Below are 15075 nucleotides of genomic sequence, written 5' to 3'. Positions count from 1 at the left end.
TATTAACTCCTATGTTTAACAAATTTAAATAATATTTATATTTTACCCTGAATAGTCATTTCACAACAAGTTCATTAGGAATACATGTTCTTTGATGTTTACATAATAAAAAATATGAATTAAGTAAAAAGCGATCTTTAATAAGAACGCTCTCACTTATATTCAATTTTATAAATAACAGTTAACTAATTTCAGATTTAATTTTTAATACTAAGTTCTTTAAAATTATGCTGTCTAAATTCTTTTCTTCCTCACTAACAGGGAATTTTATAAAAGAAGCTTGAACTTCACTCCCATCTTTCTTAACAAAATTAATATTAGATAAGTCTTTTTCATCTACTTTTATATCAGATAAATCTTCAAAAAAAAATTCATCAAAGCCTTTCGATTCATATAATTTATCGATAAAAATTACTTTATTTTTAAAATCCACTCCAAAATTAGCTTCTCCATTATTCTCAAGCTTAATTTTATTTTGTAAATCGTTATACTTTTGTCTTTCACTAGACAAAAGTTTTATCTTATTTAGTTGCGCTGCATTTTGTTTGTTGTCTCTATCAGTAAGTCTGGCTTTAACAAATTTAAATCTATTATTCTCATTTAATTCATTTGTCTTTTTATTTTCAATTGATTTATCTAGGCATTCACTAATGTTAATATTCACATTTTTTAGATCTTTTTTGGATTGAAGTGTATTTACAGGCGCTATATCTTTAACTTCATCACTAGCACTTTTATCTTGTATAGCTGTATCTGTTTTTCCTAAAACAACGTTAGAATAATGCTGATGAATTATTTTTGTTACTGAAACCAGAGAATACTGTTTCCAGAAACCTATATTATTTATTCTTTTGTATTCTTTCCATGCTTTTTTGGAAATTATCAGATAATTATTCTCTTTAAGCGAATAAACTTTAACTTTACGTTTTATTAGAGTAATCAATAGTATTACTATTTCTGGTAAAGCAATTATAGTAAAAGATAATAGCAAGATTACTAATCCTACAATATTCCATATTAAACAAGTCTTTGTTCTAACATATACTTCTTTATTATCAATATTGTTATTCACTTACATTCACCACTTCCTGCTTTTTCTCTAAACGGTCTCGCTCAATCTGAAATACTTTTTTCTTCATTACAGCTTCATTTTCTTCTTTATCTGAATCATTATTCATAAATGCATCGGCAACAACAGAATCATTTGCATACGTATTAAAAATATCTTCTTTTTCATGAATAATTTCCATCATGGTTTCATCGACACTTTCCTTAGTTAACAAACGATAAACCATAACATTTCTATTTTGGCCCATTCTATAAGCTCTACTTATAGCTTGGTTTTCTGTCGAAGGTTTCCATTGCGGTTCACACAAAATAACTCTATTAGCAGCTTGGATATTAAGTCCAAATCCACCAGCATCTATTTGAACTAAAAGTACATTCTGATTTGGATTTTCTGAGAATTTATCAATTACTTCTTGACGCTGATTAGATGATAAATCACCACTAATAATATCGTCTGCAAGAAACGGCAATTTCTTCTTTAACAATTTCAAAACATAATTTTTGAAAAATGAAAAAACTATAACTTTTTCACTATTTTCATGTGAATCAACACAAATATTAATAATTTGCTCTATCTTTTGACTATCTTCATCAATAAATGCTGCTCTACGCATCTTCATCAATCCTGCAATACCTTCACTCACGGCTTGATCATAGAAGTCTTGTTCTTTTTCATTAAAAGTTGACCACATTGTTGTAAGCCCTAATGCTGGAAGTTCATGTAAAACTTCTTTTCTTTTTCGTCTCAAGTAAACTTGAGCTATATCCGTCTTATAAGTTTTATTATTTAAATTATTGGCAACTTTTTCCGCTAGAGACTCATTAAGAAAGTCAATTAAGTTAATCATTTCATCAAGCCTATTCTCTAGAGCAGTACCAGTCATTAACAGCTTATATTTACAATTTTTAATCAAAGCATTAACATTTTTGCTACGCTTTGTTGCAGGATTTTTAATCAAATGTGCTTCATCTACTATTGCAAAATCAATATCTATATTTTTTCTACTTTCTTTCAATATTCTGCAATGAGAATAATTAGTAAGTAATATGCCTCCTGATTCCTCCCATTTTGACAAATTTTGTTCTTTTATAGCTTTATCTCCTCTAAACACAAAGCATTTTATATTAGTCCATTTTTCAATTTCTCTCTTCCAATTTTCAAGGACACTTAGTGGACTAATAACTAAACAATGAGTCTGTCCCTGATTTGAAAGATGCGTCGCGACTGCGAGCGCCTGAATAGTTTTTCCTAGTCCCATTTCATCTCCCAATAAGGTCCTTTGAAAATAGAAAATATATTTACTGCCAAAAGCTTGATATGATCTTAAATGCGCTTTAAATCCTTTAAGATTAAGTTTAGTCTTCTGAACTTCATGTACAATATAATCTGGTAGATCAGATGGATTATAACTTTTTTTATTGCCAGTAATTTCTTCGATTAAAGCGTAGAATGTTGCACTATCTTTTTCAAAAAGAGCTTTAATTTCTTGATCATTCAAATTATCATTCAAACAGTCCCTAAATGTACTATTAACTTGAATGCAGCCGTCTAATATCCTATAGATTTCAGCTTCACTCTCACACCAATATTTAAAAGTGATGCTATCTATAAAATTAGTTAGATATCTATTAGGAGCAATATCTTCTAAATTACCTAGTTTTTCTTCTAGTTTTCTATAATTCTCTATAACTACTTTTTCTTCTATAGCTTGTTCATCTGGATAATTTTTATAAGCATTTAACAAATGTAGCAGTTGCAACCTTTGTCCTTTTAACTTATCTAATGTCAACTTAGGATAAACATTAGATTTTAGGTCATTCAGTATCTCTTTAGATTGTTTCAAAATTTCAGCACTTTGCTGCATATTTAAACCATATCTCTCAGAAACCTCTGCTAATGATAATGAGATTACTTGTCCAACATTATCAAAATTATCGAGAACATCTCCAATTTGTTCATTATCAATTTGCTTTTTAAGCATTTCTATAGGTAATGAATTTAATTGATTAGATAACTCTTCTTCTTTCAAGTTTTTCCAAATACCACGAATACTTTCTTCTACACCATTTCTGCTCTGTTCTGATAAAAATAAAATCTTATTTTTAAGGAAATCACGTATGATTTTAAAAATTATATCTTCTTTAGACTTTTCTGTATCTAAATTTACAAATGGATTTAAATATTCAAATCGTTTATTTTTTAAGCTAATATCTAAGTCTTCAAATGATTCAGCTATTTCATCCCATTCATTTTCTCTTTTGTATTGAATATTAGAAAGCACATTCTTATTTTCCTCAGCAAATTCTTTAGCTTTAAGCAATTTTTGTTTAATATCATGATTCTGAAAAATTGATAAAAACTTAGATCGATCGTTTTCTTTTATAAACTGCAAACATACTTTTAAATTGCTTAATTTTTCTGAGTACTTTAGCTGGTATTGTTCCATTTTATTCCTTGATTTTAAAATGGAGAACACTAAAACTATCTCGTTCTTAGAAAATGAACTGTGCAAGACAGAAGGAAAAAACTTCGAATATAACTGATCATAAGTCAATTTGCCATAGAAAATTTCTTTAACAGACTTAGGAATAGATCTAAGCCAATCATCGAACATATTTCTTTTTAAATTATCTGCTTCAGCATCTAACTTTCTTTCCAACCTAGGCAAATCTTTTTCACTTAAAAAATTTTGTATAGTATCTAATTTTTGTAATAATTTTTTTGCTTCAAATTTATCCATTAAACCCAACTTCTAATTAAAACTTATATCATTGATTATACGAAAGAAGATAAATTTTGTATAAACTTTTTCAAAAATAAAAAGCTGACCTCACAGCCAGCTTTTCTTCTACTCTTCACTATTCAATCCATCTAACATATCTTGCATATCAATATCGTCAGGTTGAACTTGCAGATACTTCTTAATCAATTCCTTGGTCGTCGGAATCTCTCGCAATTCATAGAACAAGCTAATCATCTGTCTCAAGAAGCTTGCATTCTTTTGAAAGGCAGGATAAGCAAGCAAGAATTCGCTCTTCGCCTTATCATAGTCTTCAAGTCTTTGATATGAGATAGCCATATTCCAGTGAGCTTGTGGTTCAAGTTCCTCATCATCAAGATCCTTAAATAAGGCAATATTTGCCTCATCTTGGTGCTGGTGAAGATACAAGTTAGATAACTGCAAGCGCAAGTCACTATTGTCGGGAGCGATTTCTAGCCCCTTCTTGAGTAGGCGCTCTGCTTCATCCAATTGGTTTAAGTTAGCAGCTGCTTTTGCACCCAAGCTATACAAGACCTCATCTAGTTCATTATAAGAAAGTCCTGTCTGGGCGGTTCTCAATACTTCTTCATTGTTATCTTCTGCTGCATAAGCTTGAGCAAGCAAAGGATAGGCATTTACATAATCTGGTTGAGTTTCAATCACTTGATCTAAGTATTTAATTGCGGCCTTATTATCGCCAGCAGATAACATAATTAAGCCGGCTTCATACAATGCATCAATACTCAAGATATCATTTTCATGACTCTTAATTTCGTTGGCAGCTTCTTCGTACTCACCTAATTTTGCGAGGCAAGCAGCAATTCTTTGACTTAAGACTACTTCACCAAAGGTTTTATTTTCTTTTGCAAGTTCGCGGTATAGTCCTAATGCTTCACCATAATCGCCACTTAAGTAATCAAGTTCTGCTAAGCCGAAGTTGATTGCATCTTCTTCAGGAGCTAATTTATGAGCTTCTAAGAGCTTTTGACGAGCTGTTTCAATTAGACCATTACTTTGATAATAATCAGCTAAATCAAGCAAGCTTTCAATATAAGCATCACTTTCTGGCTTTACATCATATAAAAGCTGCAAGCCATCATCTTCATCGCCATCATTTAATAAAATCTCAGCTAAGTATACCTTAAACAAGTCTTCTCTTGGAAATTGAGCAATCAAATAGCGGTAAACTTCCTTAGAAAGATCAGTAAAACCAAGGTCAGTCAAATTTTCTGCTAAAGAAGCTAAAACTTCTGGATCATCATTTTCTAGTGCTTTTTTAAGAAGAATATGATTATCAGAAAAATCATGATTTTGAATTGCATCTAATAGTTGTTCAGAATAAGTCATTTTTTCACTCTTTTCGTTTGTGCTAACACAATAATTGTACACAAAAAACGTGCCAAGCTATATAACTTAGCACGTTTTTATTTTGCTAGTAACTGAACAATTACTTAACAGCATCCTTAAGAGCCTTACCTGGCTTGAATGCAGGAACCTTAGAAGCTGGGATTTCGATTTCAGCCCCAGTTTGTGGGTTACGACCCTTACGAGCTGCACGGTGACGTACTTCAAAAGTACCGAAACCGATCAATTGAACTTTTTCACCCTTAGCAAGATCTTCTTGAATAGAGCTAAAGATTGCATCAACTGCAGCAGCAACTTCTTTCTTGGTTAAGTCAGTTTTAGCAGCAACTTCAGAAACTAATTCTGCCTTGTTTGCCATTCCACTTCACCTCCCGAAATGAACTAATAGTATTTTAAAACAAAACCTTTGAAAAATAAGAAAAATGATTTATTCATTATTCCCTGCAATAAAATTAGCACACTAAGACGCTTAGTTGCAAGCTTTTTTCGCAGATATATCCCCTTTTTTTTGAAATTTTAAGCCTATTTACGCTTTCTAGCTAAAATTTTAATCGGTGTTCCTACCAAAATCAAAGTTCTGACGTAATTGATTAATTAAAAATCTCTGGTAGGAGAAGTGCAATAATTCTGGATCATTTACAAAAACAACAAATGTCGGCGGAGTTACTGCAACTTGCGTCATGTAGTAGATTCTTAATCTCTTTCCGTTAACAAGTGGCGTTGGAGTGATTCTAGTTGCTTCAAGGAGCAAATCATTTAAGACACTAGACTTAATGCGGCGAGTTTGATTATCGTGAACCTCTTTAACTAGCTTCAAAATATCAGGAACTCTTTGACCAGTCTTTGCCGAAACGAAAACAATTGGAGCATAGTCTAAGTATTGGAACTCTTGTCTAATTGTGTCCTCAAAGTCCTTCATACTTGTGCTATATTTCTTAGGAAGATCCCACTTGTTTACGACGATAATTACCCCTCGGCCTGCGTCGTGAGCATATCCAGCAACGTGCTTATCTTGTTCACGAATGCCTGTGCTAGCATCTAAAACTAAAAGTGTAATATCACTTTCTTCAATGGCACTAATCGCTCTTAAAACTGAATACTTTTCAGTCTTCTCATAGACCTTACCACGGCGTCTAATACCGGCAGTATCGACAATAGTATACTTTTGCCCATCATTAGTAAAAGTCGTGTCTATGGCGTCTCTCGTTGTTCCTTCGATGTTAGAAACAATTACACGTTGTTCACCTAAAATAGCATTTACCAGTGAAGATTTTCCTACATTAGGACGACCAATTACACTAAAACGAATTGAATCATCTTCATGTTGGTTAGCCTTATCGCCAAATTCACCAACAATTGCATCAAGTAAATCTCCCATACCAGTTCCGTGACTACCAGAAACAGGAATTGGGTCGCCCAAACCTAAACTATAGAAATCATAAATATCAGTTCTTTGTTCAGGATTATCAGCCTTGTTGACTGCTAAAATAATTGGCTTTTTAGTTCGATAAAGCATTTTAGCAATTGTTTCATCCATGTTAGTCATATGCTGAGTAACATCCCCCAACATGACGATTACGTCAGCTTCATCAATCGCAATTTCAGCTTGAGCCTTAATTTGCTCTTCGATCTCACCAGAGTCTAAAGTAATACCACCAGTATCAATTAGGATAAATTCATGGCCCATCCATTCAGCACGAGCATAAATTCTATCTCTAGTGACGCCAGCTTTATCCTCGACAATAGCGACGCGAGAATTAATAATTCTGTTAAAAATAGTTGATTTACCAACATTTGGTCGTCCAACTAATGCAACGATGGGTAATGACATATTATTTCTACCCCTTTCTATTTATCTAAGAAATAAAAAAAGCTGACCGGAGTCAGCTTTTTTAGACGAATGACGATTAATCCTTATCTTTAAGTTGATCACCAATAATGTCACCTAAAGCAAAACCGTTGTCATTGTCATTCATGTACTTATCAGCTACAGAATCTTGACGACGACGTGGACGTGAGTTTTCACTCTTAGCAGCATTAGGATCAGCTTGCTTGATTGACAATGAGATTCTTCTGTCACTTGGGTCAACGCTCAAAACTTTAACTTTAACAGTTTGACCAACCTTTAAAACATCACTTGGCTTATCAACGTGCTTGTTAGCAATTTCTGAAACGTGTACTAAACCTTGGATTCCATCAGCTACTTCGACGAATGCACCGAATGAAGTTAAAGTCTTAACTTCACCTTCAATGATGTCGCCTTCATGTAAACCTTCAGTAGCTTCTTCAAATGGGGATGGTAAAGTTTGCTTAATTGACAGGGAGATTCTGTGTCTATCGTCATCAATACCGATAACTTTAACCTTAACATCTTGACCAGCCTTCAATACATCACTTGGCTTGTCAACATGCTTGTAAGAAATTTCTGAAATGTGAACTAAACCGTCCACACCACCAACGTCAACAAAGGCACCAAAACCAGTTAAACGTGATACTTTACCTTCAACAGTATCACCTACAACTAATTGTGAAGCAACGTTTTCGAATGCTTCTTCACGTTCCTTTTCGATTAAGTCTTTTCTTGAAAGAATTAATCTGTTCTTGTTAGGATCAATTTCAGTGATCTTCAAGTTCATCTTCTTGCCAATGTAAGGCTTCAAGTCAGAAACGTAACGGTTAGAAATAAGTGATGCTGGTAAGAAACCACGTGTACCAACGTCAACTAATAAGCCACCGCGAACAGCACCAGTTACAGTACCTTCAACAGTCTTGCCTTCTTCAAAGACCTTTTCTAATTCCTTGTAGGCTTCTCTTTCCTTCAAACGAGTAACTGAGAAGAAGAATTCACCGTTTTCTTTATCGCCACCAGCTCTTCTAAGAACTAAAGCTTCAAACTTATCACCAGGTTTTACCAATTGGTTCAAATCTGCGTTACGGTCGTTAGTGAATTCACGTTTAGTGATTACACCTTCAACACCTGCATTTTCAACACCAACAGCGATTTGTCCATCTTCAACACTTAAAACTTCAACGTTAACAATGTTGCCGACTTCAACTCCCTGCATTTCTTTTAGAGCATCTAAGAATTGATTACTATTATCTGTCATAATTACCTCCCAATATCATACTTTATTTTAAAGTACTTGATGTCTTTTTTCCACACTTTTGTTTAATTTTTTTGCTTTTTTTGAATTATCTCGCTTATTTTAGCTACAACCTCATCAATAGTAAGGTTTGTTGTATCTAATTCAATTGCATCCGCTGCTTTTTTTAATGGCGAAATTTCTCGATGAGAATCTTTATAATCGCGAACTTCAATATCATGTTCAATGTCTTTCAAGTCTTGGTGAATTCCCTTTTCTTGAAAATCTAAAAAGCGTCTCTTAGCTCTTGATGCAACACTAGCGATTAAGAAAATCTTTACCTCAGCATCTGGTAAGACTGTCGTTCCAATATCACGGCCATCCATAATAACATCGTGTTTACCAGCCATCTCACGCTGTAATTCAACCATCTTCTCACGAATTGACTTTAAGGCTGACACTTGAGAAACATTTTCAGTAATTTCCGGCGTTCTGATGGCGATTGATACATCTTTGCCATTTACATAAACTTTCTGTTCTCCATCTTCTTGCTTAAATTCAATTGTGCTCTTGTCAACTAGGTCTAAGATTGCCTTTTCATCCCCATAGTCAACGTGATTGTCGTGTGCAATTAATGTACATGCTCGATACATTGCACCAGTATCGATATAAATATAGCCTAAATTATGCGCAATAATTTTAGCAACTGTACTCTTCCCCGCTGATGCAGGACCATCAATAGCTACTTGCATTAAAAAATTGAGTCCTTTCTTTTTCATTCAAAGTAAATTCTACCATAAAACAAAAACCAGAAGTCACTCGACTTCTGGCTAAATATAATTCTTTTAGAAATTACGTTTTACAAATTTTTCTAGAACAGGTAATAAAGTTTTCGCTAAAATCAAAACAACAATACTGTTAATCAAACCCTTAATCAAGTTGAAAGGAATAATAGCAGAAACAACGTAAGTTAAAAGAGAGGAATTTAACTTAAATCCCATTAAAGAAATATACATTGGAGTTAAAACGAAATAATTTGCTAATGACATTACTACTGTTAAAGCTAATGTACCTACAATTAAACCAAAAATTTGATATTTGGCTTTATCCTCGTGTTTTTTACTGATGAAATAAAACGGCAAGATATAAGCTAAACTTGCTAAAAAAGCAGCTAATTGTCCAATCATTGAAATTGGGTTAAAGCCAGAAATAAACAGACTCAATAAAGACTTAAAGAGTGCAATCATAGTTCCGCCTAGAGGTCCAAAAACTAAAGTGCTCAAGGCAACGAGCGAATCTGAAAAGTCCATCTTCAAATAATCAAAGCCTGGAATAATCGGGACTTCGATTTTCATAATTAAAAATGCCAGTGCACCTATCATTGCCCAGGCGAGCCAATAAGCAAGTCTTACATGACTTAAACTAGTTTTTCTTTGCATGATATATTCCTCCATAACATACAAAAGGCCTGTTGCTTCAGCAACAGACCTTATTAATCTAAATCATGTTTAGTTTTAAGTCTGTCTTCTTCCATCTAGACTTTAACTATCGGTACCTGAGGTTCAACTACATCGTAGCTCGCGGACTCTAACCGCCGGTCGGGAATTGCACCCTGCCCTGAAGACAACATCCTTTTATTTACTTTTTACAAGTAAATAATAATACTTCTTAATTAAATTGTAAATAATAATGTTCTTTAATTACTTAAGTTTAATTGATTGACCAATACTAATACTATCAGCTGATTCTAAACCATTAAGCTGCTCTAAATGATGCACTGAAGTGTTATTTTCACGAGCAATTTTTGATAAAGAATCACCTTCTTGAACAGTGTAAGAACTTGGAGCTTGATTTTGTGATGAGCTGTTTCCACTGTAATTCTGCCAAGTATTTTGGTTATTTTGGTATGAATTTTGGTTTGCTTGTTGAGTTTGGCCTTGAGTGGTAGTTTGACTAGCACTAGAAGCATAAGATTGTGTACTGCTTTGGCTAGTTTGACTACTTTGAGATTGTGATTGACTAGTTGTAGCTGGAGTCACATCATGAGATTGACTTGAAGATTTCTTCTCCTCTTTCTTTACGCTACTCTTAGACTTACTCTTCTTTGATGAGCTACGCTTAGGCTTTTTACTCTTAGATTTATGAGACTTAGAAGAACTCTTTGAAACTTTAACACTCTTTTCAGCCAAATTATTAGAATTAGAGTGCAATTTTGAAGAAACAATCGGAATCAAGGCAATCAAAATTATTGCTACAATAATCAAACCAGCCCATAACTGACTATGTTTTGTGCCCTTAGAGTTCTTTTCTGGTCGACTAGGAGTTGGTTCAGGTGCAGGCTCTGAATGATGACGATGATGCATCGCACTTCTAGATGTTGTCGGACGTTCAAAATGCTTGTAAGGACCTTTAGGTTCTTGATTGTCCTGAGATTTATTTTCCTTCATTCCAAAATCCTCCACAATTATAGGTTATTAGTTTTATTTTATCATAGCTTGACAAGGAGCGTTAGTCAGCTAAGTGATTTAGTCGAAAGACTTCTTCATGCGTCAATTCACGATATTCGCCTGAAGTAAGTGATTTCAATGTCAAGAAAGCGTATTTTTCACGAGATAATTTTTCAACGAAATGATGAACTGCTTCAAACATTCGCTTAACTTGGTGATAATGACCTTCATGAATCGTTAACTGAACAATCTGAGTATTTTTCTTTTCATCAGTCTTTAAAATCTTCAATTTTGCAGGCGCACTCTTGCGACCATCAATTCGAACCCCATGAGTAAGGGAACGGATATCTTCTGGAGAAAGAAGTCCTTTAATTTTGGCTACATAAACCTTGGGTACTTCATTACGAGGGTGCATCAATTTATTAGCTAATTCACCATCATTGGTCATCAATAATAAGCCAGAAGTATCATAGTCAAGACGTCCAACTGGATATAAACGATATGGTACATCTTCAAAAAAGTCGACAACAGTCTTTCTTCCCTTGTCATCCTTTACTGAAGAAATTACGCCACGAGGTTTATAAAACAAATATGTGTGGAGTGTTTCTTTCTCGATTGGAACTCCATTTACTTCAATCTTATCGCTAGGTTCGACTTTCGTTCCAAGTTCGGTAATTTTTTTACCATTAACAGTTACTTGTCCAGCTGAAATCATTTTTTCAGCTTTACGTCTTGACGCAACACCAGCTTGGGCAATTACTTTTTGCAATCTTTCAGCCATTTTACTCTCCTTCATCAAAATTTATTTCTTTGCTATTTTGCTCATCTTGATCAAATAAGTTCACAGGATTGTCATCTGCTTCAAACTCTTCAATTACTGGTAAATCAGCTAAACTCTCATAGTTAAAATACTGTAAGAAATAGTCTGTAGTCACATATAAATTAGGGTGTCCAGGCACATCTTTTTTACCATTTACTTTGATTAGTCCACGCCAAACTAAAGTCTGCAATGCTCCTGATGAGTTAACGCCTCGTAAGTCGTCAATTTCAACCCTTGTTATCGGCTGACGATATGCAATAATTGAGAGAATTTCAAGAGCTGACTGACTTAGGTTCTTTGATAAATCCTTTTGGAAAAATTTAGAAATAACGTCCCCGCATTCTGCACTGGTAGTTAATTTATAAGTGTGATTAATGCAGATCAGTTGTAAGCCTGAATTCTCATCATTTTTAAGTCGATCTTTTAGATGATTTGCTAACTCTCGTAATGCCGATGGTGAAATTTCCAATAATTGCAATAAATTATCTGTTTCTAAACCATCATCCCCTGCTGCATAAAGGAGAGCTTCTAATTGTGCTTCTTTACTTGCCATTGGTCTCAACTTTCTCTAATTCTAGGTCACCAAAATCTCTATTTTGCTTTACTAAAATTTTATGATCACGACATAATTCTAAAACTGCTAAAAACAAACCAATTACTTGATCAAGATCCTGAAAATTTTTAATACAGTCAAAAAAACTAGTCGATTTTCGATGATGAAGTTTATCCTTCAAAAATGTCGTCATTTCTTCAATAGACGCCTCATGAACTTCTATTTGCCCTACTTGTGGTTTTCTTAATTTAAAGCGCTCTAAAACTACCTTAAAAGTATTAGCAAGCTCATCACTTGTAATTTCTCCTAAGGGAAGTGGCTCAACTTTCTTTTTTGGTGAAACAGACGGATCCTTAGCCACAGTAATTGGCATTTCTTCATCACGCTTTTTGAAATATTCAGCAATTCTTTGAAAAACCGAATATTGAACTAACTGCTCAACTAATTCAGCACGCGGATCTTCCTGATATTGGTCTTCCTCTACAAAATCATTTTTGGGAAGTAAATATTGCGATTTAATTCTAAGCAGAGTTGACGCCATCACAAAATACTCGCCAGCAATTTGCAAATCTAAAGTCTGCCAGCGAGCTAGATTAGCTAAGTATTGCCCAGTAATCTTCGCAATTGGAATATCGTAAATATCTATCTTTTGTGATCTAATCAAATGCAAAAGTAAATCTAGTGGTCCTGTAAAATTGGGAAGATCTAAAGTTAATTCATCGGCATTATTCATCAGTCTTATCTTCCTTTAAATAACTTAATAAAAAAGCCCAGTCAGGTAAAGTGGTAATCATTTTATCAGGATAAAGATGCTTTAAATCTTTCATTACCAAGCGTTTAGTCTCAGAATCACGCATTGTTGGATCAAGAGAAAGATAGCGAATAATTATAAAATCCTTCTCTTCTTGAATACCAATAATACCTCTGGCATTACCCTTTTGTTTATAAATAAGAACTTCAAATTGATTAGAATCACTAGTATATAGTTTCATCTCTTCTTGTAAGTTCTTAATGTTTTTAAAATCTGGAAGATAAGACAAATATCCCATTACAGTTTTTTCATAGTCTTTTTTATATTTGCTGATCATAATATTTAAGCACGTGGATGTGCTTGATTATAAACCTCCAAAATATGTTTCTGCGTCAGATTAGTATAGATCTGCGTAGTTGTAATATCACTATGACCCAAAATTTCTTGAACTACACGCAAATCTGCCCCATTTTCGAGTAAATGAGTAGCAAAAGTATGTCTCAAAGTATGAGGAGTAACATTTTTAGTTATTCCAATCAGCTGACAATACTTTTTTATTTTCTGCCAAACAGCCTGTCTAGTTAGTTGATGACCATGATTATTTAAGAAAATTACATCAGTAAATTGACCACTTTTTAATACTTGGGCATCCCTAACATCTGTTTGATATTTCTCAAGCCATGATAAAGCGACTTCAGTAATTGGTACAAGTCGTTCTTTTGAGCCTTTGCCAAGAACCCTAATGATTTTTAAATCGGCATGAATATCACCAGTTCGTAAATTTATTAATTCACTAACCCGCATCCCAGTTGCATAAAGTACCTCTAGCATGGCACGATCCCTAATTCCTAGTGGTGTATTCGTATCAGGAGCCGCAAGTAGTTTATCAACTTCTTCTTCGCTTAAAGCGGTTGGCAGTCTCCGTTCACTTTTTGGGGAATCAATTTTTACTAATGGATCACGTTCAATTATATCCTGTCTTAAGAGCCATTGATAGAACTTTCTCAAACTAGAGATCATCCGACTAATTGAAGTTGTTGCCTTTCCCTTGTCTTTTTGTGTAGCAAGAAAAGCGTCAACAACTAGATAATCGACTTCCCAGCTTGTTTCATTTTGATCTTGTAAATAATCTAAATATTCTTCTAAATCAGTTCGATAAGAAATAATGGTATTAGGGCTTAAGCCACGTTCCACTTGACTGAAACGTAAATAATCTTCTAAATTATCCTTCATCGTCTGTGTCTGATTCATCTTTTTCTACCAAACTAATTGTTCCTGCATCTTTATCTTCAGTAATTAATTTATTTTTTAACAAATGACCTAAAGCACGCTTAAAGGCTGACTTAGAGATGCCAAAGTGATTCTTAATTTCTTGGGCGTCGCTTTTATCATAAAAAGGCAAAGTCTTAGTTGCCTCGCGACGTAAACTTACCAAAATCATTTGAGCATCATCATCAATCTCCTCAAACCCTCGAGGCAGAACGCTCAAATTCAATCTACCATATTGACTAACTCCGATAACGCGTGCTTTAATTTTTTGCCCTAGACGCAAAGGACGAAACATTTCAGATTTATGGACAAAGGCTAAATAATATTGATCAGTAATTACGAAAGATCCAACTTCATAGTTACGGTACACAGTACCAGACATATTTTTATTTTCCAAATGTGCTGGGAAATTGGCAGCTAACTGTTCAAAAACGTCTTCTTCTGCCATTTTAGCCCAAATACGTTCCTTATCATCAGTCTCAAGGCGTACCAATAAACGATCATCTTTCTTTGGCCATTGATCTTTTTCAAGCGGAAGATCATCTAAAGAAACAACAACATCTTTATCATTTAATCCAATATCTACAAATACACCCAAATCGCGACGCACTTCAGTTACCGTAGCCCAACCATACTGATCTTTTTGAGCAAAAGGATAGAATTGTGTCATTTCCTTCTTTTTATCTTTATTTTCATAGATAAAGCCCTGTACTTCGTCACCTAAATGGATTGGTTCATCTTGGGTAACTTCTATTTTTTTTAATTCAAAAGTTACGCCATCAACCTGTACATAAAAAGCAGATTGATTTTCATCAATAACTTTTCCTTTTCTTATTTCACCTAACATATCAGCGCCTCAATCTTTTTAATTTGTCTATTACTATATAGTATAAGGAAAAAAAGACAAAAATAAAATAGCCAGCTTTCGCTGACTATTTTAATAAGCTAATCAATTTA

General features: G+C 33.8%; 14 protein-coding genes, 1 pseudogene and 1 riboswitch. All 15 genes and pseudogenes read right to left on the bottom strand.

Going from position 1 to position 15075, the window contains the following annotated elements; translation table 11 throughout:
- Nucleotides 1-181: 181 nt before the first annotated feature.
- Nucleotides 182-1072: a hypothetical protein gene (locus LGAS_RS04420; protein ID WP_003647396.1), complete on the bottom strand. Its 891-nt coding sequence runs from the start codon at nucleotides 1070-1072 to the stop codon at nucleotides 182-184.
- Complete coding sequence (locus tag LGAS_RS04415; protein ID WP_021314825.1) at nucleotides 1065-3809, bottom strand: DEAD/DEAH box helicase; 2745 nt, start codon at nucleotides 3807-3809, stop codon at nucleotides 1065-1067. Before LGAS_RS04415 ends, LGAS_RS04420 begins: the two co-directional genes overlap by 8 nt.
- Before the next feature lie 108 nt (nucleotides 3810-3917).
- Nucleotides 3918-5177: a tetratricopeptide repeat protein gene (locus LGAS_RS04410; protein ID WP_025012238.1), complete on the bottom strand. Its 1260-nt coding sequence runs from the start codon at nucleotides 5175-5177 to the stop codon at nucleotides 3918-3920.
- 100 nt (nucleotides 5178-5277) lie between these two features.
- Nucleotides 5278-5553 (bottom strand): HU family DNA-binding protein, encoded by a 276-nt coding sequence (locus LGAS_RS04405; RefSeq protein ID WP_003647403.1) that lies wholly within the window; start codon nucleotides 5551-5553, stop codon nucleotides 5278-5280.
- 164 nt (nucleotides 5554-5717) lie between these two features.
- Nucleotides 5718-7026: pseudogene (gene der, locus LGAS_RS04400) on the bottom strand (ribosome biogenesis GTPase Der).
- 76 nt (nucleotides 7027-7102) lie between these two features.
- Complete coding sequence (gene rpsA, locus LGAS_RS04395) at nucleotides 7103-8302, bottom strand: 30S ribosomal protein S1 (RefSeq protein WP_003647405.1); 1200 nt, start codon at nucleotides 8300-8302, stop codon at nucleotides 7103-7105.
- 62 nt (nucleotides 8303-8364) lie between these two features.
- Entirely contained in the window at nucleotides 8365-9030 is a 666-nt protein-coding gene (gene cmk / locus LGAS_RS04390; RefSeq protein ID WP_035424223.1) for a (d)CMP kinase, read from the bottom strand.
- A gap of 93 nt (nucleotides 9031-9123) precedes the next feature.
- Nucleotides 9124-9717 (bottom strand): ECF transporter S component, encoded by a 594-nt coding sequence (locus tag LGAS_RS04385; RefSeq protein ID WP_025012237.1) that lies wholly within the window; start codon nucleotides 9715-9717, stop codon nucleotides 9124-9126.
- A 79-nt stretch (nucleotides 9718-9796) separates the two neighbouring features.
- A riboswitch (FMN riboswitch) is annotated at nucleotides 9797-9907 on the bottom strand.
- A 71-nt stretch (nucleotides 9908-9978) separates the two neighbouring features.
- Nucleotides 9979-10725 (bottom strand): LysM peptidoglycan-binding domain-containing protein, encoded by a 747-nt coding sequence (locus LGAS_RS04380; RefSeq protein WP_003647408.1) that lies wholly within the window; start codon nucleotides 10723-10725, stop codon nucleotides 9979-9981.
- 61 nt (nucleotides 10726-10786) lie between these two features.
- Complete coding sequence (locus tag LGAS_RS04375) at nucleotides 10787-11506, bottom strand: pseudouridine synthase (protein WP_003647409.1); 720 nt, start codon at nucleotides 11504-11506, stop codon at nucleotides 10787-10789.
- A 1-nt stretch (nucleotide 11507) separates the two neighbouring features.
- On the bottom strand, nucleotides 11508-12098 hold the full coding sequence (gene scpB, locus LGAS_RS04370) for an SMC-Scp complex subunit ScpB (protein WP_003647410.1): 591 nt from the start codon (nucleotides 12096-12098) through the stop codon (nucleotides 11508-11510).
- The gene (locus tag LGAS_RS04365; RefSeq protein WP_003647411.1) at nucleotides 12088-12831 is read right to left on the bottom strand and encodes a segregation and condensation protein A; all 744 of its coding nucleotides are present in this window, start codon (nucleotides 12829-12831) and stop codon (nucleotides 12088-12090) included. Before LGAS_RS04365 ends, scpB begins: the two co-directional genes overlap by 11 nt.
- A complete protein-coding gene (locus tag LGAS_RS04360; protein WP_003647412.1) occupies nucleotides 12824-13186 on the bottom strand; it encodes a hypothetical protein in 363 nt (120 codons plus the stop codon). The genes LGAS_RS04365 and LGAS_RS04360 overlap by 8 nt, the downstream gene beginning before the upstream one ends.
- Before the next feature lie 5 nt (nucleotides 13187-13191).
- Entirely contained in the window at nucleotides 13192-14082 is an 891-nt protein-coding gene (xerD, locus tag LGAS_RS04355) for a site-specific tyrosine recombinase XerD (protein ID WP_003655000.1), read from the bottom strand.
- Nucleotides 14072-14965 carry a CvfB family protein gene (locus LGAS_RS04350; RefSeq protein WP_003647414.1) on the bottom strand — a complete coding sequence of 298 codons (894 nt, stop codon included), beginning with the start codon at nucleotides 14963-14965 and terminating at the stop codon, nucleotides 14072-14074. Before LGAS_RS04350 ends, xerD begins: the two co-directional genes overlap by 11 nt.
- Nucleotides 14966-15075: the final 110 nt, after the last annotated feature.

This window comes from Lactobacillus gasseri ATCC 33323 = JCM 1131 (genome assembly GCF_000014425.1).
Classification (GTDB): Bacteria; Bacillota; Bacilli; order Lactobacillales; family Lactobacillaceae; genus Lactobacillus; species Lactobacillus gasseri.
Note: the sequence above shows the minus strand (reverse complement) of the source record. Positions and strands in the feature narration are given on the sequence as shown.

Excerpts from the sequence above, each read along its gene's own strand:
- LGAS_RS04415 (WP_021314825.1), bottom strand. The coding sequence starts at position 3,809 with ATGGATAAATTTGAAGCAAAAAAATTATTACAAAAATTAGATACTATA.
- LGAS_RS04410 (WP_025012238.1), bottom strand. The coding sequence starts at position 5,177 with ATGACTTATTCTGAACAACTATTAGATGCAATTCAAAATCATGATTTT.
- LGAS_RS04405 (WP_003647403.1), bottom strand. The coding sequence starts at position 5,553 with ATGGCAAACAAGGCAGAATTAGTTTCTGAAGTTGCTGCTAAAACTGAC.
- rpsA (WP_003647405.1), bottom strand. The coding sequence starts at position 8,302 with ATGACAGATAATAGTAATCAATTCTTAGATGCTCTAAAAGAAATGCAG.
- cmk (WP_035424223.1), bottom strand. The coding sequence starts at position 9,030 with ATGCAAGTAGCTATTGATGGTCCTGCATCAGCGGGGAAGAGTACAGTT.
- LGAS_RS04385 (WP_025012237.1), bottom strand. The coding sequence starts at position 9,717 with ATGCAAAGAAAAACTAGTTTAAGTCATGTAAGACTTGCTTATTGGCTC.
- LGAS_RS04380 (WP_003647408.1), bottom strand. The coding sequence starts at position 10,725 with ATGAAGGAAAATAAATCTCAGGACAATCAAGAACCTAAAGGTCCTTAC.
- LGAS_RS04375 (WP_003647409.1), bottom strand. The coding sequence starts at position 11,506 with ATGGCTGAAAGATTGCAAAAAGTAATTGCCCAAGCTGGTGTTGCGTCA.
- scpB (WP_003647410.1), bottom strand. The coding sequence starts at position 12,098 with ATGGCAAGTAAAGAAGCACAATTAGAAGCTCTCCTTTATGCAGCAGGG.
- LGAS_RS04365 (WP_003647411.1), bottom strand. The coding sequence starts at position 12,831 with ATGAATAATGCCGATGAATTAACTTTAGATCTTCCCAATTTTACAGGA.
- LGAS_RS04360 (WP_003647412.1), bottom strand. The coding sequence starts at position 13,186 with ATGATCAGCAAATATAAAAAAGACTATGAAAAAACTGTAATGGGATAT.
- xerD (WP_003655000.1), bottom strand. The coding sequence starts at position 14,082 with ATGAAGGATAATTTAGAAGATTATTTACGTTTCAGTCAAGTGGAACGT.
- LGAS_RS04350 (WP_003647414.1), bottom strand. The coding sequence starts at position 14,965 with ATGTTAGGTGAAATAAGAAAAGGAAAAGTTATTGATGAAAATCAATCT.